The 22,446-nt window shown below is 62.8% G+C and carries 19 protein-coding genes; 14 read left to right on the top strand and 5 right to left on the bottom strand.

Annotation, left to right across the window (positions count from 1 at the left end; genetic code table 11):
• The first annotated feature begins 103 nt into the window (after positions 1-103).
• Both SB822_RS08175 and SB822_RS08170 read left to right on the top strand, forming a co-directional pair.
• Positions 104-538 (top strand): CHRD domain-containing protein, encoded by a 435-nt coding sequence (locus SB822_RS08175; RefSeq protein ID WP_007579738.1) that lies wholly within the window; start codon positions 104-106, stop codon positions 536-538.
• 169 nt (positions 539-707) lie between these two features.
• A complete protein-coding gene (locus tag SB822_RS08170; protein ID WP_090835056.1) occupies positions 708-1,658 on the top strand; it encodes an alpha/beta hydrolase in 951 nt (316 codons plus the stop codon).
• Here the strand turns inward: SB822_RS08170 and SB822_RS08165 are convergent.
• The gene (locus SB822_RS08165; RefSeq protein WP_090835004.1) at positions 1,628-2,470 is read right to left on the bottom strand and encodes an EcsC family protein; all 843 of its coding nucleotides are present in this window, start codon (positions 2,468-2,470) and stop codon (positions 1,628-1,630) included. The two genes, SB822_RS08170 and SB822_RS08165, sit on opposite strands and share 31 nt — an antisense overlap.
• Before the next feature lie 143 nt (positions 2,471-2,613).
• Here SB822_RS08165 and SB822_RS08160 point away from each other — a divergent pair, with 143 nt between their 5' ends.
• Together SB822_RS08160 and SB822_RS08155 are read left to right on the top strand one after the other, a co-directional pair.
• Complete coding sequence (locus tag SB822_RS08160) at positions 2,614-4,209, top strand: MDR family MFS transporter (RefSeq protein ID WP_007579742.1); 1,596 nt, start codon at positions 2,614-2,616, stop codon at positions 4,207-4,209.
• Between the two features lie 35 nt (positions 4,210-4,244).
• On the top strand, positions 4,245-4,715 hold the full coding sequence (locus tag SB822_RS08155) for a MarR family winged helix-turn-helix transcriptional regulator (protein ID WP_007579743.1): 471 nt from the start codon (positions 4,245-4,247) through the stop codon (positions 4,713-4,715).
• Between the two features lie 58 nt (positions 4,716-4,773).
• On the opposite strand, the gene SB822_RS08150 is transcribed toward SB822_RS08155, so the two are convergent.
• Positions 4,774-6,051 carry an amino acid deaminase gene (locus tag SB822_RS08150; RefSeq protein WP_007579744.1) on the bottom strand — a complete coding sequence of 426 codons (1,278 nt, stop codon included), beginning with the start codon at positions 6,049-6,051 and terminating at the stop codon, positions 4,774-4,776.
• 141 nt (positions 6,052-6,192) lie between these two features.
• On the opposite strand from SB822_RS08150, the gene SB822_RS08145 reads away from it, so the two are divergent.
• The 4 genes from SB822_RS08145 to SB822_RS08130 all read left to right on the top strand — a co-directional run bounded on the left by SB822_RS08145 (position 6,193) and on the right by SB822_RS08130 (position 10,862).
• Positions 6,193-7,083 (top strand): MurR/RpiR family transcriptional regulator, encoded by an 891-nt coding sequence (locus tag SB822_RS08145; protein ID WP_007579745.1) that lies wholly within the window; start codon positions 6,193-6,195, stop codon positions 7,081-7,083.
• 3 nt (positions 7,084-7,086) lie between these two features.
• Positions 7,087-8,574 carry an N-acyl-D-amino-acid deacylase family protein gene (locus tag SB822_RS08140; RefSeq protein ID WP_007579746.1) on the top strand — a complete coding sequence of 496 codons (1,488 nt, stop codon included), beginning with the start codon at positions 7,087-7,089 and terminating at the stop codon, positions 8,572-8,574.
• Positions 8,575-8,626: 52 nt separating this feature from the next.
• Positions 8,627-9,013, top strand: coding sequence for a RidA family protein (locus tag SB822_RS08135; RefSeq protein WP_007579747.1), 387 nt, complete (start codon positions 8,627-8,629; stop codon positions 9,011-9,013).
• Between the two features lie 709 nt (positions 9,014-9,722).
• Entirely contained in the window at positions 9,723-10,862 is a 1,140-nt protein-coding gene (locus SB822_RS08130; RefSeq protein ID WP_410854449.1) for an IS481 family transposase, read from the top strand.
• 177 nt (positions 10,863-11,039) lie between these two features.
• Here the strand turns inward: SB822_RS08130 and queF are convergent, their stop codons facing one another.
• From queF to ilvA, 3 genes are read right to left on the bottom strand one after another with little or no spacing between them, the layout of a single operon-like run.
• The gene (gene queF, locus SB822_RS08125; RefSeq protein ID WP_090835944.1) at positions 11,040-11,864 is read right to left on the bottom strand and encodes an NADPH-dependent 7-cyano-7-deazaguanine reductase QueF; all 825 of its coding nucleotides are present in this window, start codon (positions 11,862-11,864) and stop codon (positions 11,040-11,042) included.
• A complete protein-coding gene (locus SB822_RS08120; protein ID WP_090835945.1) occupies positions 11,861-12,763 on the bottom strand; it encodes a 5'-nucleotidase in 903 nt (300 codons plus the stop codon). Before SB822_RS08120 ends, queF begins: the two co-directional genes overlap by 4 nt.
• Before the next feature lie 12 nt (positions 12,764-12,775).
• On the bottom strand, positions 12,776-14,299 hold the full coding sequence (gene ilvA, locus SB822_RS08115) for a threonine ammonia-lyase, biosynthetic (RefSeq protein ID WP_007579750.1): 1,524 nt from the start codon (positions 14,297-14,299) through the stop codon (positions 12,776-12,778).
• A 593-nt stretch (positions 14,300-14,892) separates the two neighbouring features.
• On the opposite strand from ilvA, the gene SB822_RS08110 reads away from it, so the two are divergent.
• The 6 genes from SB822_RS08110 to SB822_RS08085 all read left to right on the top strand — a co-directional run bounded on the left by SB822_RS08110 (position 14,893) and on the right by SB822_RS08085 (position 22,442).
• Positions 14,893-18,972: a DUF3683 domain-containing protein gene (locus SB822_RS08110; protein ID WP_410854448.1), complete on the top strand. Its 4,080-nt coding sequence runs from the start codon at positions 14,893-14,895 to the stop codon at positions 18,970-18,972.
• 33 nt (positions 18,973-19,005) lie between these two features.
• The gene (locus SB822_RS08105; protein WP_007579752.1) at positions 19,006-19,434 is read left to right on the top strand and encodes an HIT family protein; all 429 of its coding nucleotides are present in this window, start codon (positions 19,006-19,008) and stop codon (positions 19,432-19,434) included.
• A 7-nt stretch (positions 19,435-19,441) separates the two neighbouring features.
• Positions 19,442-19,855, top strand: a complete 414-nt coding sequence (locus tag SB822_RS08100; RefSeq protein ID WP_007579753.1) for a gamma-butyrobetaine hydroxylase-like domain-containing protein — start codon at positions 19,442-19,444, stop codon at positions 19,853-19,855.
• A gap of 71 nt (positions 19,856-19,926) precedes the next feature.
• On the top strand, positions 19,927-20,658 hold the full coding sequence (gene ubiE / locus SB822_RS08095) for a bifunctional demethylmenaquinone methyltransferase/2-methoxy-6-polyprenyl-1,4-benzoquinol methylase UbiE (RefSeq protein ID WP_007579755.1): 732 nt from the start codon (positions 19,927-19,929) through the stop codon (positions 20,656-20,658).
• 38 nt (positions 20,659-20,696) lie between these two features.
• A complete protein-coding gene (locus tag SB822_RS08090; RefSeq protein ID WP_090835947.1) occupies positions 20,697-21,686 on the top strand; it encodes a Tim44 domain-containing protein in 990 nt (329 codons plus the stop codon).
• A gap of 108 nt (positions 21,687-21,794) precedes the next feature.
• Positions 21,795-22,442, top strand: coding sequence for an SCP2 domain-containing protein (locus tag SB822_RS08085; protein ID WP_007579760.1), 648 nt, complete (start codon positions 21,795-21,797; stop codon positions 22,440-22,442).
• The last annotated feature ends 4 nt before the right edge of the window (positions 22,443-22,446 follow it).

Below are 22,446 nucleotides of genomic sequence, written 5' to 3'. Positions count from 1 at the left end.
CGCTCCGAATTACACTAGTATGTGCTGGCGCATGAGACGGCGTCCGCTTACGCACTGCGCGTGACGCGACGCCGATCCTGAGCGCAAAGACTCGGAGAGAACGATGATTGCAATTCGAAAGCTGAGCATGGTTGCTGTCTTGTGGGCGCTGGCGTCGGGTGTCGCGCTGGCGGATACGGTGGAATTGAAGGCCGACCTCGAGCCGTCGAGTGAAGTGCCACCGCGCGTGAGTCACGGACATGGCGCACTGAACGCCACGTTCGATACTTCGACGAACACACTCAAGTGGACAGCGACTTACGAGAGCCTGTCGGGACCCGTGACGATGGCGCACTTCCACGGTCCTGCACCCGTCGGGCAGAACGCCAAGGTGCAGGTGCCCATCGACAAGAACGCGCTGGCCACTCCTATCAAAGGTTCCGCGACGCTGACAGAGCAACAGGTCACCGACCTGATGGGCGGTCAGTGGTACTTCAACGTTCACACCGCGCAGAATCCGACGGGTGAAATTCGCGGCCAGGTGTTGCCGGCGAATTAAACGAAGCACGCAATCGAACACGATGGCCGGAACCGTCAGCGGCGGTTCCGGCCATTTTTCTTTTCAAGCGGCGCGCGCCTGTCCACGTCGCCAATAGAAGCCGCCTTCGATTGAAGCGCGTCGAAAGCCACGTACCATGGCGATTCAACCCGCGATGGAGAGTGCCCCGATGAGTTGGCAAAGCGCCTTGGCATGCTGGTTCCTGCGCCGTCAGTTTCATCCGCAGACGCGGCATCCGACGATCAGCGCCGAACGCGCGCGCAGGATGACGGCGAAGCGCGCGTACACGCCGCGTGTGCCGTCGGGCTGGACGCTGGATGAGCGCTATGGCGAGCACGACTGGCCGTTGCGCGGCGAATGGCTGACGCGCGTCGACGGCAGGCACACGGCGACGATCCTCTATCTGCATGGCGGCGGGTATTACTTCTGCTCGCCGCAGACGCATCGCGCGGCGTCCTTTGGTCTCGCATCGCGCAGCGGCGCGCGCGTGTTCTCGCTCGATTACCGGCTCGCGCCCGAGAACCCGTTTCCCGCCGCGCTCGACGATGTATTGGCCGCGTACCGTAGCTTGCTCGAAGACGGCACGAAGCCCGACTCGATCGTGCTCGCAGGCGATTCGGCGGGCGGCGGCCTCGCGCTCGCGACGCTCGTCGCGTTGCGCGATGCGGGTGAGCCGTTGCCGGCAGGCGCGATCCTGTTTTCGCCGTGGACCGATCTCGCGGCGACGGGCGCGTCGCTGCAAACCAACGACGGCATCGATCCGATGTTTCACGGTCCTTCCATCGCGCGGGCCGCGAGGCTGTATCTCGGCGACACGCCGGCTACCCATCCGTACGCATCGCCGCTCTTCGCAGACCTGAAGGGTCTGCCGCCGCTCTTCATGCAGGTGAGCAGCACAGAAGTCCTGCTGGACGATTCGCGCCGCGTCGCGGACAAGGCGCGCGCAGCGGGCGTCGATATCGACTTCGAGATCTGGCGCAAGATGCCGCACGTGTGGCAGCTCTGGGCGCCGTTCATTCCCGAAGCGCGCCGCGCGCTCGATCTCGCCGCGCGTTTCGTCGCGCGCGTGACGAGCGAGCCGCGCGACGTTCATCCGGCGAGCGAAAGGTCGATCGCCTGATAAGCGGCCTGCACGGCGTCCATGCCGTACTGGCGTTCGAGCCGGCGCACGGTGAAGTGACCGTGCGCGACCTGCTGGAAGTGGTCGATGAACACGGTGTTGACCATCGCGCCGAGCACCGCGCCGATCGCCGGAATCGACTTCGCGGCGATCTGCTCGCTCACCTGCACCGAGAAGCGCGCCGCGATCGTGTTCAACAGCCGCAGCAGCGCCGCCGAGCCGTGCGTCGTGAAACCCTTCGTCGCGATCTCCGACGACGCTTTCGATACCGCCTGCGCCAACGCGCCTCGCATGATGAAATAGCCGTAATCGGCGTCGTCGTCGGCTTTCGACGTGCCGCCCATCCCTAGCACTGTCAGACATTGAAGTTGCGTATCGACGGAAGTCAGATCCTCGCCCTCGCTGCGAGCGATATCGCAGATCGAGCGGAACATCAGCGTGGTCGTGACAGGCAGCTCGACGGGCAGCGCGAACAGCCCGAATGCGCCACCCGCCGCGCCCGTCGTCGCGACCGCGAACTTGTGCAGCAGATTGCTCGGCCGGTCGCTGACGCCGAGCGGCGCGCCGGCCATCGGACGCCCGAGCGTGCGCAGCGCGATCTGCAGACATTTGCGCAGCGCAAGTTGGGTCGCGTCGTTGACCTTGTCGCTGGCGATCGACGGCATGCGCGAAATCAGTTTTTCCATCGGCGAGCCGACGATGCTGGCGAGCTTCATCGCCAGCGCCGGGCTTTCAAGCTCGTGTTTGGCGCGGCGCAGGGCCGCGAGGTCGTCCGCGGAAAGCGGCGGGGCGGCGAGCATAGTCGGTTCCATGAATCTCCCTGAATTTCGGAATTTTTAGAAGCGTCGGATGAAACGGGTCTGATGAAACGGCCGCAATCGACGCACCCGGATTAGAACCATTCAGCATGGTATGATTCCATATCGTTGACGCGTCAACTGTTGCTCTATCAAAAATGGCCGTGCATACCGCCGCCCACCACTCGAGTGGGCAAGTCTTACCGTTCCGGGAGTCGCTACTGGCGATGCTCGGCGTCTCTTTCGTCTCGATGCTCGTCGCGCTCGACCAGACCGTGGTCGGCACCGCGCTGCCGACCATCGTCGCGGATCTCAAGGGCTTCGAACTTTACGCGTGGGTCGCGACGTCGTATCTGCTGACGTCGGTGATTACCGTGCCGATCTTCGGGCGCCTCGGCGATTACTACGGGCGCAAGCCGTTCGTCATTGCATCGATCGTCGTGTTCACGGCGGCTTCCGTGCTCTGCGGCGCGGCCAACAACATGCTGTTCCTGGTGATCGCGCGCGGCTTGCAGGGCATCGGCGGCGGCATGCTGGTCGGCACCGCGTTCGCCTGCATCCCCGATCTGTTTCCCGATTCCGTGGTCCGGCTGCGTTGGCAGGTACTGATGAGCACGGCGTTCGGCATTGCGAATGCCATCGGTCCGTCGCTCGGCGGCTTTCTCACGCAGTACTACGGCTGGCGCTCGGTGTTCTACGTGAATCTGCCCGTCGGCTTGTTGTCGCTGTTTTTCGTGTGGCGTTATCTGCCGCACCTGCGGCATGTCGTTCATAAAGGCAAGATGCGGCTCGACTGGCCAGGCGCGCTGCTGATCGCGCTGTCGCTCGGCAGCTTGCAGATGTTCGTCGAATTGCTGCCGAAGCACGGCGTCACGGCTTCGGCGCTTGCGTTGCTGGTCGTGAGCGTCGCGTGCGCGATTGCGTTGTGGAAGTGGGAAAAGCGCTTCCCGCAAGCGATTCTGCCCATCGACATGTTCCGCAACAAGAGCCTGTCCGCGCTATTCGTGCTGGCCGTGCTCGGCGGTTTCGCGATGTTCTCGCTGCTGTTCTACGCGCCGCTGCTGTTTCAGGGCGGCTTCGGCATGACGCCGAACGAGGCCGGACTCGTGATCACGCCGCTCGTCGTGTTCATCACGATCGGCAGTATTGCGAATGGGCGCATCGTGTCGCGCGTGCCGAACCCGAATGTGATGCTGTTCATCGGCTTTGCGCTATTCGCGGCAGCGTCGCTCGGCGTGGTGATTGCGACGCGCTCGATGCCGCACTGGCTGCTGATGCTGTTCATGACCTTCGGCGGCCTTGGCCTCGGCTTCGTGCTGCCGAATCTCACCGTGTTCGCGCAGCAGACGGCGGGCCGCGAGCATCTCGGCATCGCGACGGCGCTGCTGCAATCGCTGCGGATGATCGGCGGGATGATCGGCACGGCGCTGACGGGCACGCTCGTCACGCATATGTATGCGAGTGGCGTGCGCAGCGCGCTCGACGGCGATCAGGCGAGCCAATGGTTCGCCGATCTCGGCGATCCGCAGATCCTCGTGAACCGCGACGCGCAGCACACACTTTTGAGCGAACTCGCGAAGGCAGGGCACAATGGTGCCGTGCTGCTGGAGTCGGCGCGCGAGTCGCTGGTGGGCGCGATCCATATCGGCCTGATGCTCGGCGCGCTGGTGTCGCTGTTCGCGATCTGGCAGAGCCGGCGCGTGCCACCCGTCAAACTGCGCAAGCAGATCGAGCCGGTCATCCACGCGGATTGACGGGAATGTAAGCGCTTTTGAATCGAAGATAGATCATGGAAGAACAGGACCGCGTCGCTATCCTGCATCAGTTTGGACGCACGTACCGCGCGTTCATGTCGGCGTTCGAAGGCCGCGTCGGGCATCCGATGCCGCGCTGGCGCATTCTGCTCGCGTTGTACGAGCAGGCGGGCGAGTCGTCGCAGAAGAAGCTGGTCGAACGCTTGCGTATCGATCCGGGCGCGCTGACGCGGCAACTGAAGTCGCTCGAAGCGATGGGCTGGATCTCGCGCAGCATGGACGAGCGCGACAACCGCATCACGAATGTGAAGCTCACGGCGGAAGGCCGCGCCGCGATCGAAACGAGCTTGCCGAACCGCAATGCGTTTCTGCACGACACGATGGCCGCCTTGCCCGACGATGTGCTAGCTGGCCTGTCGAGCGCGCTGACGATGCTCGAAGCGCGCATCGGCGAAGTAGCCGCGTCTGCGGCGACGGATGTGGAAGCGACGCAAACCGGACGCTGAGCCAATAAAAAAACGGCGCTGTGTCGTGAGACGCAGCGCCGCTTCGATCGAAGAACAATCAGAAGAACGTTTCGATCACTTCCGTCACGCGATACGACGGATCGACCACCAGCACCTGACGCCACTTGTCGAACGTCAGGCACGGATGCGAGATATCGAACGCGATCATGTCGCCGACTTTCAGATCGGCGCCTGCGGGAATCCGCAGATAGGCGTGCTGATCCATCAAGCCGAAAATTTCCCAACCTTCATCGGCGGCGACATCGCGTGGCGCCTGCGTGCCCGGACGATAGTGCTTCGCGGGTTCGGGGTAGCCGGCGTCGAACGCCGAGTCACGCTTGCCGAGGCCGATGATCGCGCGATCCGGTTCGGGAATGGACTGCACATACGCCCACAGATGCAGCGCGGGCAACAACCCTTCGCCCATGCGCTTTGCGACAGGATTGCGCTTGAAGATATCCGTCTGCGCCTTGCGATAGATGCCGACGTCATGCGTCAGATAGCAGCCCGGGCGCAGCACGATCTCGATGCGGTCTTTGCGCGACGCTTTCGAGAATTCTTCCGCGACCACGTCGTACCACGCCGAACCCGCACCCGACAGCACGGCCGGCGTGCGAGCGAAGCGACCCTGGTCCGACAGTTCGAGCGTGAGCTTCACGGCGCTGCGCAGGAAGTCGCGCACTTCCTGTTCTTCCTTCAACACGCCTTCATACAGTTCGATGCCCGCGAGCTTCAACGAATCCGGGTAACGCGCGATCGCATCGAGCACGGCATGGGTTTGCGCGTCATCGCGCACACCTGTGCGACCGCCAGGCACGCCGAGTTCCACCAGCACCTGCAACTGCTTCTTTACCGAGCCGAAGAAGTTGCCAAGCTGCTCGACGCCTTCAACGGAATCCACGAGACAGAAGAACTCGAAGTCCGGATCGCTCAGCAGTTCCGCGATCATCAGCATGTTGCGCTTGCCGACCAGCTGGTTCGCCATCAACACGCGCGATACGCCGCCGTGATACGCGGCGCGCACCTGATGTGCCGTCGCAAGCGTGATGCCCCACGCGCCCGTTTCGATCTGGCGGCGGAACAGTTGCGGCGCCATCGTCGTCTTGCCGTGCGGCGCGAGCTTCACGCCGTACTCGGCGACGAACGTCTGCATCCATTTCAGGTTGTGCTCGATACGGTCCGCATACAGAACGGCGGCGGGCAGACTCACGTCTTCGTCGAGCAGATTCCATTCGAGACGCGGCGCGTCCGTCAGTTGGATGCTCGCGCCCGGTACGTTGCCCAAGCCCTTGCTATAAGGGTCGATCGTGGCTCCCTGATAGTTTGTAACTTTCATGTCATCCTGCTCCATCGGCCAGTTAAATCGAATCGAAGTTGACTTTCGTATGTTACCGAAAGTACGATGTTTGATGAAATGTTATTTAGTACCACGCGTGCGCCGAGCAATGTTACCGGCGGCGCGTGGTGCTTGCGAGCCATGAATTCCACCGCCGAACCCGTTGCTTTCGACATTGTCGCCCGCATTGCAGAATGCGCGCCCGAATTGCGCTCGGCTGAGCGCAAGGTCGCGGCGCTGATTCTCGACGATCTGACGGGCGCATCGCGGGCGAGCATCGGCGCGTTGGCCGAGCGGGCACAAGTGAGCGTCGCAACGGTTACGCGCTTCGCGAAAGCGGTTGGCTGCCGTGACGTGCGCGAACTCAAGCTGCGGCTCGCGCAGGCGGCTGCCGTCGGTCAGCGGTTCCTGCAGCCTGGCGCGCAGGCCGATACGCCCGAGCCATTGGCGACGCGCGTGTTCGACGAGCTGCAGACGGCGCTCACGCACAATCATCAGTTGCTGTGTCAGGCGCCTGTGGCGCAGGCCGCCGCCGCGCTGCGCGAAGCGCGCATGATTTACGTGTTCGGCATGGGCGGAGGCTCGACGGCGCTTGCCGATGAAATGCGCTTTCGGCTCGTGCGACTGGGGCGGCCCGTTGCGACGTATCAGGACGGTTTGCTGCAGCGCATGGTTGCATCGACGGTCTCGCGCGATACCGTGGTGATCGCGCTCTCGACGACAGGGCGCGTGCCGGAAATGGTCGACAGCTGCAAGATCGCGCGCAGCTATGGCGCGACGCTCATCACGTTGACGGCGCCCGCGTCGCCGCTTGCGAAGATGGCCGACTGGGTGATTCCCATCGTCGCGTTCGAAACCGATTTCATCTACAAGCCGTCGTCGTCGCGTTACGCGATGATGATGGCGCTCGACGTGCTCGTCACCGAACTGGCCGTGAGCCTCGGCGACGAGAGCCGCGAACTGCTGCGCCGCATGAAGCATGCGCTCGATGCGCATCGCGGCGGCGGCGACCGACAACCGCTAGGAGATTGATCCATGCATTCGCACCCCGAAGCCGCTGATACGCTGATCGTCGGCGCGCAACTGTATGACGGCACGGGCGCGCCGCCTGCCGAACGCGACGTCGCGTTGCGCAACGGCAGGATTGCCGCGATCGGCAACCTGTCGAACTGGCTGGCCGAAGAGGTGATCGAGGCGAACGGCCGCGCGCTCGCGCCGGGCTTCATCGACGTGCACACGCACGACGACACGCACGTGATCCGTTCGCCGCAAATGCTGCCGAAGATCACGCAGGGCGTGACGACGGTGATCGTCGGCAATTGCGGGATCAGCGCGTCGCCCGTGTCGCTCAAGGGCGATCCACCCGATCCGATGAACCTGCTCGGCCCGCGCGATGCGTTTCAGTATCCGACGTTCGCCGCCTATGTCGATGCCGTGAATGAAGCGAAGCCGTCCGTGAATGTCGGCGCGTTGATCGGACATACGGCGTTGCGCAACAACCATATGGACCGGCTCGACCGCGCGGCGACGCACGAGGAAATCGACGGGATGCGCGTGCAGCTCGAAGAGGCGCTCTTGAATGGCGCGCTGGGGTTGAGTTCAGGGCTCGCGTATAGCTCCGCGTTCGCCGCGCCGACGGAAGAAGTGATGGCACTCGCCGAGCCGCTCGCGGTGGCGGGCGCGTTGTACACGACGCACATGCGCACCGAGTTCGATGCGATTCTCGATGCGATGGACGAGGCGTACCGTATCGGCAAGCACGCGCGCGTGCCTGTCATCATCTCGCACCTGAAATGCGCGGGGCCGTCGAACTGGGGGCGCAGTGTCGAGGTCCTGGCGTCGCTGGAAGGCGCACGGCAGTTTCATCCTGTCGGCTGCGACTGTTATCCGTACAACCGCAGTTCGTCGACGCTCGACGTGAAGCAGGTGACGGGCGATATCGACATCACGATCACGTGGTCGACGCCGCATCCCGAGATGGCGGGCAAGTTGGTGAAGGAGATCGCGGCGGAATGGGGTGTGCCGCAGCAGGAAGCGGCGAAGCGGCTGCAACCGGCGGGCGCCGTTTATCACAACATGTCCGAGGACGATGTGCGGCGCATCCTTTCGCATCCGGCGACGATGGTCGGCTCCGATGGCCTGCCGAACGATCCGCTGCCGCATCCGCGTTTGTGGGGCGCGTTTCCGCGCGTGCTGGGCCACTATGCGCGCGATCAGCAGTTGATTCCGCTGGAAGAGGCGATTCGCAAGATGACGAGTTTGTCTGCGCGGCGCTTTGGGTTAAAGGAGCGTGGCGAGGTGCACATCGGCTATCACGCCGATCTCGTGTTGTTCGACCCGGCGCGCGTGCGCGACGCGGCGACGTTCGACAAGCCGCAGCAGGCGGCCGACGGCATCGACGCGGTGTGGGTGAATGGCGTGCTGTCGTATCTCGATGGCAAGCCGACGGGCGAGCGCGCGGGCAGGTTTGTGGCGCGTGGGGCGACGGCGGCGTCGCGGGCTGAGCTTACGCAGGGTTTCTGAATTTTTGCATTCGCATTGGGTGCGGACGCGCTTACGTTACAGGAGTTGAACGATGAAGCGTTATGGCGTTGAAGGTGGCAAAGGTACGGGCGGTCAGGTGATGCCGTTTGCGCGTGCGGTCGAGGCGGATGGCTGGCTGTTCGTGTCGGGGCAGACGCCGATGGAAAACGGCGAAGTGATCAATGGCGGGATCGTTGAGCAGTCGCACAAGACCATTCAAAACGTGCTGGCAATTTTGACCGAGGCCGGGTATGGGCCTGAGCACGTCGTGCGGTGTGGGGTGTGGCTCGATGATCCGCGGGATTTTGCTTCCTTTAACAAGGTGTTCAAGGAGTACTTTGGGGCGAATCCGCCTGCGCGGGCATGTGTGGTGTCGTCGATGGTTATCGACTGTAAAGTTGAGGTTGACTGCGTCGCTTATAAGAAGCCTGCGGTGTAAGGTTTTTTTGCTTGCGGCGCGGGGTGGTTTGCTTGCCTTTGTGCTGGCATCCGCGATTCGTTAGCTTGCTTCAAGCGTTGCCCCTGTGCGGGGCGGCACCTACTTTTCTTTGCCGCCGCAAAGAAAAGTAGGCAAAAGAAAGCGGCTAACACCGCCAATATTTCTTCTTGCCTGAGGGCCCCCAACCGGTCCTACGCTTCACACGGCAACGTCCTTGTTCGCCTGCGTTGCCAGCGCGCTGAATGAGCGCCTCACCTGCTTCAAATTCCTATACACGGGCCAGCGGCAGCGAATGGTATGTGCCGCCCAGGTGGCAAACTGTGTGTAGGTTGTCGCGTCGTATAGCCTGGCGCTCTTACATGGTGGAGCGCGCGCTATCGGTCGGAAGTGAGGCGTGTGTGTCTCTACGGCCTACACACAGTTTGCCACCTGGGCGGCGGCGGAATATCCGGCACGGCGTGCCGCAACGCGGGCGCGTGGAGCAGGTGAGGCGCTCGTTCGATGCGCTGGCAACGAGCATGAGTCACGTGATTGCCGTGTGAAGCGTAGGAACCTTTGGGGGCCCTCAGGCAAACACAAGAACTGGCGGTGTTAGCCGCTTTCTTTTGCCTACTTTTCTTTGCGGCGGTGTACAGACTGGAGACATAGCTGACAGGTGTACAGGGACATGACTGACACTTTCGGGTAATCAAACGCCCGGATTCCAACCATGCCCTGGGATGCAAAAGACACCATGAATCTCCGCGAAGACTTCGTGCGCGATGCCGCCACGCAGGCGGTGCCGTTCAGCGAGTTGTGCCGCAAATACAAGATCACCCGTCAGACGGGCTACAAGTGGCTTGGACGCCATAAGAGCGAAGGCGTCGACGGACTGGCCGACCGCTCCCGCCGCCCGCATCACAGCCCCACACGCTCACCGGAGCACATCGAAGCGCTGGTGCTGGACCTGCGCTGCCAGCACGGCTGGGGCGGACGCAAGATCGCACAGCGCCTGCGCGATCTGGGCCAGACCGAGGTGCCCGCGCCTGCCACCATCACCGAGATCCTGCGGCGCCACGGGCTGATCGACGAACACGCGTCGCGACAGCGCCAGCACTGGCAACGCTTCGAGCACGAGCATCCGAACTCGCTGTGGCAGATGGACTTCAAGGGCGACTTCCCGACCCTGGAGAGCGGGCGCTGCGCGCCGCTGACGGTCATCGACGATCACTCGCGCTACAACATCGTGCTGAGCGCCTGCTCGCGCACCACCACGCAGGTCGTGCAGGAAGCGCTCGAGCAGGCGTTCCGCTGCTACGGGCTACCCTCGCGCATCAACACCGACAACGGCGCGCCGTGGGGCTCGCCCAGCGCGCCGGGACAGCTCACCGAGCTCGCCGTCTGGCTGATCCGGCTGGGTATCCATGTGAGCTACAGCAGGCCGTATCACCCGCAGACCAATGGCAAGGACGAACGGTTTCACCGCTCGCTGAAGGCCGAAGTGCTGCAGCGGCACGCCTTCAGCACGCACGAGCACGTGCAGCAGGAACTGGATCGCTGGCGGCAGGTGTACAACACCGAGCGTCCACACGAGGCACTCGGGATGGCCACGCCGGTCACCCGCTACGCGTGCAGCCTGAGCAGGATGCCCGATCGCCTCCCGGAGCCCGAATACGAGTCCGGCGATGAAGTTTTACTGGTCAACTCAAGCGGCGTGGTGCGCTTCCGGGGCGAGAAACTGAAGCTCTCGATTGCGCTCAAGGGCTTGCATGTGGCAGCCCGCCCGAGCGAGGACGAAGACGGGGTGATCGAGTTCTGGTTCGCCCATCAGCGTGTCGAAAAACTTGACCTGAAGGAGCCCAAACCCTGACCATCATGTGTCAGCGATGTCCCTGTACATGTGTCAACGATGTCTCCAGTCTGTACACGGCGGCAAAGAAAAGTAGTTGCCGCCCCGCACAGGGGCAACGCGTGAAGCAAGCTAACGAATCGCGGATGCCAGCGCAAAGGCAAGCAAACCACCCCGCGTCGCAGACAAAAAACCAACTCACTGCCTTGCGGTACGCAAATTATCCGGCATCGGCAGATTAAAGTTAGTACGGAAAGGATTGATATCCAGCCCACCGCGCCGCGTATAGCGCGCATAAACAGCCAGCTTCACAGGCCGACAAACCTTGAGCACATCAAGAAAGATCTTCTCGACACACTGCTCATGAAACCCAGTGTGGTTTCGATAAGAAATAATGTACCGCAGCAGCCCAGCCTGATCGATCTGCGGCCCCACGTAGTGGATCTGCACCGAACCCCAATCAGGCTGCCCCGTCACCGGACAATTCGACTTCAAAAGATTGGAGAACAGCGTCTCCTCAACAGGCGCCTCATCAAGCGCAGCCTTGAGCAACCCAGCATCCGGCAGATAAACATCGGTATCCAGATCGAGCCGATCCAGCGAAGTCCCTTCAAACTCATCCATCGCGAGCTTGGAAAACTCCGCCGGCGGATAAAGATGCAACGACACGGACGACCCACACGCAGCAGAAACATCCCGCTTGATCGTGTCGCGAACCGTCTCGATCGAATCGAACGAAGTCTGCGCAAACGAGCCGAGATACAGCTTGAACGACTTCGACTCGACGATATTCGGCGACTCCGCCGGAATATAAAAAGTGGCAATCGCAATCTGCGGCTTGCCGCGCGCATTCAGCCACGATAGCTCATACGCGTTCCAGATGTCCGTGCCGAAAAACGGCAACGTCGCGCCAATACCGATCTGCTCGCGCGCATTCTTCCGCGCGATCGGAAAGAGCAGCGATGCGTCGTACTGTTCGGTGTAGCTGGACGGTTTGCCCAGCGGTGATTGTTCGGGTGTCATGATGCGTTCACGATGCCACTCAATACATGCCCGATCGCTGTCACGTCACGGGCCGACTCGCAGTGGCGAATTTGGTCGTCGAAGAAAAAGTCCGGCTCGAACTCGCGCAAAAACGCGCTCTTGTCCAGCCCGCCAAGAAACATCGCTTCGTCGATTTCGATGTTCCAGGCCATCAATGTGCGTATCGCGCGCTCGTGCGCAGGCGCCGAACGCGCGGTCACCAGCGCAGTGCGAATGTGCATCGGCGCTGCTTCGTCAGCCAGCGTCTGCAGTCGATGCAGCGCTTTCAACAAAGGCTTCAGCGGTCCATCGGCAAGCGGCAAATCCTTGTTGTCGATCTCGTGACCGACGAACGCGCCCAAGCCGTCCTTCTGAAACACGCGCTCCGCTTCGTCGGAAAACAGCACGGCGTCGCCGTCGAACGCAATGCGGATTTCGTCCGGATACTTGCTCGCCATTTTCGCCGATTCAGGCAACACGCGTGCAGCGGGAAATCCGGCGGCCAAAGCATCGCGCACGTCGTCCTGATTCGCCGACAGAAACAGCGACGCATTCAGCGGCTTCAGATACGCGAACGGCGCGCGGCCGCGCGTGAACACGCCGCGCTCGATCGCCAGGCCATGTTCGCGGCACGAACTGAAGGCGCGCAAGCCGCTAATGGGATCGCTGCGCGACAGAATCACCACTTCCACGCAGTGCGCGCCCGTATTCAGCGCAAGCAGCTTGCGAATCAGTGGAAACGCGACGCCCGGCTTGGCCGGCACGTTCAGCCGCTCGCGCTGCAGCGCTTCGTAGTCGCGCAGATTGCCATCCTCGTACACGCGGTTTTCTTCCTCGAAATCGAACAGCGCGCGCGAGGAGATCGCCACTACCAGTTTGTCGTCGAGCGAAAAGGCCATGCGCGTGCTTCGTTATCCAAGGAACAGTCGATACACCGGGTTCAATGTCTCTTCCCAATACGGATAGCCGAGCGTCGCGAGGAAGCGCGCGAATTCCGAATCTTCCGCCGACGGCACCTGAATGCCGACGAGGATCGAACTGTAGTCCGCGCCCTGGTTCCGGTAATGGAAGAGGCTGATGTTCCAGTTCGGCGCCATCGAGGACAGGAACTTCATCAGCGCGCCCGGCCGCTCGGGAAACTCGAAGCGGAACAGGCGTTCGTCGTGCGCGAGCGGCGAGCGTCCGCCGACCATGTAGCGAATGTGCTGCTTCGACAGTTCATCGCCCGTCAGATCGACGGTGGCGAAGTTGTGCGCCTCGAACGCGCCCGCGATCTGCGCGGACTCGCTACGATTGCGAGTCTGCACGCCGACAAAGATATGGGCCGACGCCGAATCGGCAATACGGTAGTTGAACTCGGTGACGCTGCGCGTGCCGACCAGTTCGCAAAAACGCTTGAAGCTGCCGCGCTCTTCGGGAATCGTCACCGCGAACACAGCCTCGCGCGCCTCGCCGACTTCCGCGCGCTCCGCGACGAAGCGCATGCGGTCGAAATTCATGTTCGCACCGGACGTGATGGCGATCAGCGTCTGGTTTTCGATGCCTTCACGTTCCGCGTACTGCTTCGCGCCCGCGACGGCCAGCGAGCCGGCCGGTTCCAGCACGCTGCGGGTGTCCTGGAAGACATCCTTGATCGCCGCGCACAGTGCGTCGGTGTCCACGGTCAGCACTTCGTCGAGATATTCCTGGCACAGGCGGAACGTTTCTTCGCCGACCAGCTTGACGGCCGTACCGTCCGAAAACAGACCGACTTCGTTCAGCGTCACGCGCTTGCCCGCCTTCAGCGATTGCGCCATCGCGCACGAATCGTCGGTTTGCACGCCGATCACCTTGATCTCCGGCCGCACCGATTTCACGTACGCCGCGATGCCAGCAGCGAGACCGCCGCCGCCGATGGGCACGAAGATCGCGTGAATGGGCGCCTGATGCTGGCTCAGCACTTCCATCGCAACCGTGCCCTGGCCGGCGATCACGTATTCGTCGTCGAACGGATGGACGAAGGTCAGGCCGTGTTGCTCCTGCAGCTTGACGGCGTGCGCATAGGCGTCGCTGAACGATTCGCCCGACTGCACGACTTCGACGGTCGGGCCGCCATGTGTGCGCACGGCATCGACCTTCACCTGCGGCGTCGTCACGGGAACCACGATGATCGCCTTCACGCCCATACGCGCCGCCGACAACGCGACGCCTTGCGCATGGTTGCCCGCCGAAGCCGTAATCACGCCGCGCGCGAGGGCGTCGGCGGGAATGTGCGCCATCTTGTTGTAGGCGCCGCGCAGCTTGAACGAGAAGACAGGCTGATTGTCTTCGCGCTTCAGGTAAATCGGGTTGCGCAGCCGTGCGGACAGATTCCGCGCATGTTCGAGTTCGGTCTCACGCGCGACGTCGTAGACGCGGGCGGTGAGGATTTTCTTCAGGTAGTCGTGGGAAGCCATGCGGGTCACGCGCGATGCGCTATTTCGGACGGGAAAGGATCAATGATAGCGCCAACCGTCTGTCCGGACGTGGCTGATCCGGGATTTGTCCGATTGCATTCGCTTTATCGGCAAGCTTGGCCAGCCGACCGGACGGTCGAAAAATCGGGCTCAGCGTGGGCACGGATGCGATGCATTTTGGGTGCGTCGCCGCCTGGCAATTTCGTGGCGAATTCTGTCAAGCGAACGCGCAAAGGCTTGTCGCGCTTACATTCGAGCGTCAACGCGCAATAGGATCATGCGGTAGAATCCTATTTTGGAACAAGGATCGGAAGATGCACTGGCAGCCTCGGATCGCCCATTTGATGCCCGTACCGCGCGAGTCTCGTCCCGCGGCGCAGCGGCACGTGCGGCATGCACGATCGTGTAGCTGCCTCTGATCGCCGCGAGGCGACCGGCCACCCACGTTCCAGCCATATCCCCGGCGATCCCGGGCGCTGGCCTGCCGGTTGCGGCTTCGCACACTAGAAAGATTTCCAGCATTGCGCCCCACGCGCACTGTCAGCGGGCCTCAACGATGAGCGCACGCCGCTGACCTACCGAGTCGTCCAAACATGAACGCACCTCAAGTTTTCGATCCGCACGGCGCCGCCGCCAACGTCGCCGCCGACGCCGAACCGCGTCTGCGCGAAATCCCGTACAACTACACGTCGTTCTCCGACCGCGAAATCGTCATCCGTCTGCTCGGCGACGAAGCGTGGGCCGCCCTCGACGAGCTGCGCGCGGAACGCCGCACCGGCCGCTCGGCGCGCATGCTGTACGAAGTGCTCGGCGACATCTGGGTCGTACGCCGCAATCCTTACCTGCAAGACGACCTGCTCGACAACCCGAAGCGCCGCGCGCTGCTGATCGAAGCGCTGAATCACCGTCTGACCGAAATCGAAAAGCGCCGCCGCGCCGACCTCGTCGAGCACGGCGACGATGCGGGCGTCGATCGCGCGGCGCGTGTCGAAACGCTGGTCGCCGCCGCGCGCCGCGCCGTCGACGCGTTTGCGGGCGAGTTCGAGAAGATGGCCGACCTGCGCCGCCGCTCGACCAAAGTGCTGGGCCGCCAGACGCAGAAGGACAACATCCGTTTCGACGGCCTCGCGCGCGTCTCGCATGTGACGGACGCGACCGACTGGCGCGTCGAATACCCGTTCGTCGTGCTGACGCCGGACACGGAAGCCGAAATCGCCGGTCTCATCAAGGCGTGCTTCGAACTCGGTCTGACCGTGATTCCGCGCGGGGGCGGCACGGGCTACACGGGCGGCGCAGTGCCGCTTACGCCGTTTTCGGCCGTCATCAACACCGAGAAGCTCGAACAACTCGGCGCGGTCGAATTGACGGAGCTGCCCGGCGTCGCGCACAAGGTGCCGACGATCTTCTCCGGCGCAGGCGTCGTCACGCGCCGTGTGACGGAAGCGGCCGAACAGGCGGGCTATGTGTTCGCCGTCGATCCGACGTCTCTGGACGCATCGTGCATCGGCGGTAACGTCGCGATGAACGCGGGCGGCAAGAAGGCCGTGCTGTGGGGCACGGCGCTCGACAACCTCGCGTGGTGGCGCATGGTCGACCCGGAAGGGAACTGGCTCGAAGTCACGCGCCTCGATCACAACCTCGGCAAGATTCACGACATTCCCGTCGCGCGCTTCGAACTCAAGTGGTTCGATGGCGAATACGCGCCGGGCGAAAAGCTGCTGCGCACGGAAATGCTCGACATCGAAGGCCGGCGCTTTCGTAAGGAAGGTCTCGGCAAGGACGTCACGGATAAATTCCTCGCCGGTCTGCCGGGCATCCAGAAGGAAGGCTGCGATGGCCTGATCACGTCGGCGCGCTGGGTGCTGCACAAGATGCCTGCGCATACGCGCACCGTTTGCCTCGAGTTCTTCGGCCAGGCGCGCGAGGCGATTCCGAGCATCGTCGAAATCAAGGACTATCTGTTCGAAACGTCGAAGCGGGGCGGCGCGATTCTCGCGGGCCTCGAACACCTCGACGAGCGTTATCTGCGCGCTGTCGGCTACGCGACCAAGAGCAAGCGCAACTCGTTTCCGAAGATGGTGCTGATCGGCGATATCGTCGGGGATGATGCGGACGCCGTCGCGACGGCGACGTCGGAAGTGATCCGCATGGCCAACGGCAAGAGCGGCGAAGGCTTTGTCGCCGTGAGCGCCGAGGCACGCAAGCGCTTCTGGCTCGATCGCAGCCGCACGGCCGCGATCGCGAAGCACACCAACGCGTTCAAGATCAACGAAGACGTCGTGATTCCGCTCAATCGCATGGGCGAGTACACGGACGGCATCGAGCGCATCAACATCGAACTGTCGATCAAGAACAAGCTGCAACTGATCGACGCGCTCGAAGTGTTCTTCAAGAGCGGCAAGCTGCCGCTCGGCAAGAGCGACGACGCGAACGAAATTCCGAGCGCAGAATTGCTCGAAGATCGCGTGCAGCAGGCGCTCGAACTGCTCGGCCATGTGAAGAAGCGCTGGGAATTCCTGCGCGACAAGCTCGATTTGTCGTTGCGTGAAGCGCAGCACTATCTGGTGGGGCTCGGCTATGCGGGGCTCGCGGAGAAATTCGCGGATCGCGTTGACGATCAGCCGGACGCGAACGTATTCCATATCGTCCAGGACCGCACGGTGCGCGTGTCGTGGAAGCAGGAAATCCGCGCGGAACTGCGCCAGATTTTCAACGGCGGCGAGTTCAAGCCGATCCTCGACGAAGCGCAGGCTATTCATAAGAAGGTGCTGCGCGGCCGCGTGTTCGTTGCGCTCCACATGCACGCGGGCGACGGCAACGTTCATACGAACATCCCCGTCAACTCCGACAACTACGAGATGCTGCAGGACGCGCATCACGCGGTGGCGCGCATCATGAAGCTCGCGCGTTCGCTGGATGGCGTGATTTCCGGCGAGCACGGCATCGGCATCACGAAGCTCGAATTCCTCACGGAAGACGAGATCGGCGAATTCCGCGCGTACAAGCAGCGCATCGATCCGCATGGCCGCTTCAACAAGGGCAAGCTGCTCGAAGGCGCGGATTTGCGCAACGCGTACACGCCGTCGTTCGGGCTGATGGGTTATGAATCGCTGATCATGCAGCAGTCCGATATCGGCGCGATCGCCGATTCGGTGAAGGACTGCCTGCGTTGCGGCAAGTGCAAGCCCGTCTGCGCGACGCACGTGCCGCGCGCGAACCTGCTGTACAGCCCGCGCAACAAGATTCTCGCCACGTCGCTGCTGGTCGAGGCGTTCCTGTATGAAGAGCAGACGCGCCGCGGCGTGTCGATCAAGCATTGGGACGAGTTCAACGATGTCGCCGATCACTGCACCGTGTGCCACAAGTGCGTGACGCCGTGCCCGGTGAAGATCGACTTCGGCGACGTCACGATGAACATGCGCAACCTGCTGCGCAAGATGGGCAAGAAGAAGTTCAACGCGGGCAACGCGGCGGGCATGTTCTTCCTCAACGCGACCAATCCGCAGACCATCAATCTCGCGCGCACCGCGATGATGGGCGTCGGCTACAAGGCGCAGCGCCTCGGCAACGAGGTGCTGAAGAAGTTCGTCAAGAAGCAGACGGCGCATCCGCCCGCGACGACGGGCAAGCCGCCCGTGGTCGAGCAGGTGATCCACTTCGTCAACAAGAAGATGCCGGGCAACCTGCCGAAGAAAACGGCGCGCGCACTGCTCGATATCGAGGACAACAAGATCGTCCCGATCATCCGCAATCCGAAGGCCACGACCGTCGATTCGGAAGCGGTGTTCTACTTCCCCGGATGCGGTTCCGAGCGCCTGTTCTCGCAGGTCGGTCTCGCCACCCAGGCAATGCTATGGGAAGCGGGCGTGCAGACGGTGCTGCCGCCGGGTTATCTGTGCTGCGGCTACCCGCAGCGCGGCTCGGGCCAGTTCGACAAGGCCGAGCAGATCGTCACGGATAACCGTGTGCTGTTCCACCGTGTCGCGAACACGCTGAACTATCTCGACATCAAGACCGTGGTCGTGTCATGCGGCACGTGCTACGACCAGCTGGCTGGCTACGAATTCGAGAAGATCTTCCCGGGCTGCCGGATCATCGACATCCACGAATTCCTGCTGGAGAAGGGCATCAAGCTCGAGGGCGTGAAGGGCATGCGCTACATGTACCACGACCCGTGCCACACGCCGATCAAGACGATGGACCCGGTCAAGCTGGTCAACGAACTGATGGGCGCCGAGAAGAACGACGGCTACAAGATCGAGAAGAACGATCGTTGCTGTGGCGAGTCGGGCACGCTGGCAGTCACGCGTCCGGATATTTCGACGCAGGTGCGCTTCCGTAAGGAAGAGGAAATCCGCAAGGGTGCAGCGAAGCTGCGCGGCATTCCCGTTGTCGCCGATGCGGGCGCGAATGCGCAGCCGGGTTCGGTGGTGAAGGCGGGTGACGGCCCGCAACCGAACGGCGTGGACGGCGCAAGCGGCGCAGCGCCCGACGTCAAGATCCTGACAAGCTGCCCGTCCTGTCTGCAAGGCCTGTCGCGCTACAACGAAGACGCGAATATCGAAGCGGACTATATCGTTGTCGAAATCGCGCGACACGTGCTCGGCGAGAACTGGATGGCCGACTATGTGCAGCGCGCGAACAATGGCGGAATCGAGCGCGTGCTGGTCTAATGGCACGATATAAGGCTCCGTTCGAGGACGACGATGGACTGTATCTTCTGCCGTGAGGACGGCGGCGATGTACTGTGGCAGGACGACACGCTGCGTGTCGTCCTCGCCGACGAACATGACTACCCCGGTTTTTGCCGCGTGATCTGGAACAGGCATGTCGCCGAGTTCTCCGATCTGGGCGACGGCGAGCGCGACCGTGTGATGCGCGCGGTGTATGCCGTCGAGCGCGCGATCCGGCGCATCCTGCAACCCGTCAAGGTGAATCTGGCGAGTCTCGGCAACCAGGTGCCGCACGTGCACTGGCATGTGATTCCCCGGTTTTCCAACGACGCGCATTTCCCGCTGCCCATCTGGGCGCCGCGCCAGCGCACGGTTTCCGAGGCGATGCTGTCGCAGCGCCGCGCGCAGGCCACGTTGCTGCGCGAAGCGGTACGCGGCGAAATCGAACACGCTCTCGCCTGAGGTCATCATGAGTGGATTGAAACCCGACACGCCGGTGCCCGCCGGCGTCGTCGTTCATGCCGTGTCGCGCGTGCTCGAATTGCAGTACGCGGACGGCAAGAGTTACCGCGTGCCGTTCGAGCTGATGCGCGTCTATTCGCCGTCGGCGGAAGTGCGCGGCCACGGCCCGGGTCAGGAAACGTTGCAGACAGGCAAGCGCGAAGTGTCGATCACGGCGCTAGAAGGCGTCGGCAACTATGCGCTGCAGCCGACTTTCTCCGACGGCCATAACACGGGCATCTATTCGTGGGACCTGCTGTGGGACCTCGCGACCCGGCAGGACGAACTCTGGGCCGACTATTTCGACAAACTTAAGGCGGCAGGCGTCGACCGGGACGCGCCGATGCCCGTATCCGGCCCTGCGCACGGCCACAGACACTGATACGATGCCCGCCTTCCCGTCGCTTGATGCGGCGCAACAATTTCATAGAATACGCGAAAGGACGAAGCGCGATGACCAAAACCCACTTCGGCTATCAGACAGTCGACGAACAGGAAAAAGCGAAGAAAGTGGCCGGCGTGTTCCACTCGGTCGCCTCCAACTATGACCTGATGAACGACCTGATGTCGGGCGGGATGCACCGCGCGTGGAAGGCATTCACGATCGCGCAGGCCAATGTGCGGCCCGGCTACCGGGTGCTCGACATCGCGGGCGGCACGGGCGATCTGTCGAAGACCTTCGCGAAGCAGGCGGGCGAGACGGGCGAAGTGTGGCACACGGACATCAACGAATCGATGCTGCGCGTGGGCCGTGACCGCCTGATCGACAAGGGCATCATCACCCCGACGCTGCTCTGCGACGCCGAAAAAATCCCCTTTCCGGACAACTACTTCGACGTGGTGACGGTGGCATTCGGCTTGCGCAATATGACGCACAAGGACGCCGCGCTTGCGGAAATGCGCCGTGTGTTGAAACCGGCCGGGCGCGTGCTCGTGCTGGAGTTCTCGAAAGTGTGGGACCCACTCAAGAAGGCGTACGACGTCTATTCTTTTAAGGTGCTGCCGTGGCTCGGCGAGCGCTTCGCGAAGGACGCCGAGAGCTACCGCTACCTGGCTGAATCGATCCGTATGCATCCGGATCAGGAAACTTTGAAGACGATCATGGAACAAGCAGGCCTTGAAGCCGTCAAATATTACAATTTGTCAGCTGGCGTGGTAGCCTTACATGTGGGGACGAAATACTAATGTCCCTAACTTCTCGTTTTTAAAAGGAAATTGCAGAAATGTCTGATTCGAATCTGTCGTCTCGTTGTAAGGTTAAGGGGGCATGGGCGAGGAGAATCGGACTGATCGCGATGGTCGGCCTGATTTCGATCGGCACGCTGGCCTCGCTCGACGCCGAAGCGAAACGCATGGGCGGCGGCCGCAGTATCGGGCGTCAGTCGAACATCACCCAGCCGTCACAGCAGTCGGCGCCTTCGCAGTCGCCGGGCGCGCCGTCGCAGGCGATGCAGCAGCAGCGTCCCGCCACGCCGCCGCCCACGCCGGCCGCGCAGCCTAACCGCTCGCGCTGGCTCGGGCCGATCGCCGGTCTCGCGGCGGGTCTCGGCATTGCGGCGCTGCTGTCGCACTTCGGTCTTGGCGAAGCGTTCGCCGGCATGATGTCGAACCTGATCGTGATCGCGCTGATCGCGTTTGTCGCCGTCTGGCTGATCCGCAAGTTCCTCGGCCGCAAGCGCGACGCGCAGACGCCGGCGTACGCGGGCGGCGCGCCGACGCTGAACGCGGGCGGCACGGGTTACGCGCAGGAGCCGCGCTACACGGCGCCGCCGGCTGGTTCGTACCTCGGGCCGCAAGGCAACCCGCTGACGACGCCTGAAGTCGCAGCCGCGCCGGTTGTTCCGGCAGGCTTCGATACGGAAGCGTTCCTGCGCAACTCGAAGGTCTACTTCGTGCGTCTGCAGGCTGCGTGGGACGCGGGCAACATGGACGACATCCGCGAGTTCACGACACCCGAAATGTTCGCCGAAGTGAAGGTCGACCTGAGCTCGCGCGGCGCCGAAAAGAACCAGACGGACGTCGTGAAGCTGGACGCCGATCTGCTGGGCGTCGAAGATCGCGGCAGCGAATATCTCGCGAGCGTGCGCTTCCACGGCCTGATCCGCGAAACGTCGGGCAGTGCGGCGGAGTCGTTCGAGGAAATCTGGAATCTGTCGAAGCGCAACGGCGAAGGCTGGTTGCTCGCAGGCATCCAGCAAGCGAATCATCACTGATCCCGTAAAGGATTAGCCGTTCGGCAGAGCCAGGCTCGAAGCGAACGGACGTTACAATGGGAACCCGCGTCGGCAGTCGCCGGCGCGGGTTTTCTCTTTCCACTGCCGATGACCCTTGCCGCCAAGCCCTTCGCTGCTGCCGTCAACCATCTGCTCGCTCGCGAAACGTGGGCGCGCGAACGTCTCACCCCGTACGCCGGCAAGATTGCGCGGCTGTCCTGTCCTCCCGTCACACTGATCCTGCTGGTGCAGCCGGACGGCTATCTGAGCGCCGTCGACGAAAGCGAAGCGCACAACACATTCGACGTCACCGTCTCCGTGCCGCCGGACGCCGTCCCCGTATTCCTGCAAGGCGGCCAGGCGGCCGTGATGAAGCACGTGAAGATCGAAGGCGACGCCGAGTTCGCCACGGTCATCGCAAAGCTCGCCGAGCATCTGCGCTGGGAGCCGGAAGAGGATCTGGCGAAGCTGATCGGCGACGGGCCAGCGTGGCGGATCGCGTCGGTGGCGCGCACGGTCGGCGATCATGCGCTGCGCACGGGCCGTAATCTGGTCGAATCGGTAGCCGAATATCTGTTGGACGAAAACCCGCAGCTCGTGCGCCGCACCGCGCTCGACGACTTCAACGTCGAGCTGGCGCGCGCCCGCGACGCGCTCGCGCGCGTCGAAAAGCGCATCGAGCGTCTCGAACAGAAGGTCGAAGCCCGCGGCGCCAATGCGCCGGGCGGCGCCGCCACGTCGCGCGGCACGCGCTAGTCAC

It is taken from the genome of Paraburkholderia sp. SIMBA_054, from assembly GCF_046534875.1.
In the GTDB taxonomy this organism is placed as follows: domain Bacteria; phylum Pseudomonadota; class Gammaproteobacteria; order Burkholderiales; family Burkholderiaceae; genus Paraburkholderia; species Paraburkholderia hospita.
The sequence above is the reverse complement of the archived record's forward strand: the minus strand, read 5'-3'. Positions and strand labels throughout refer to the sequence as shown.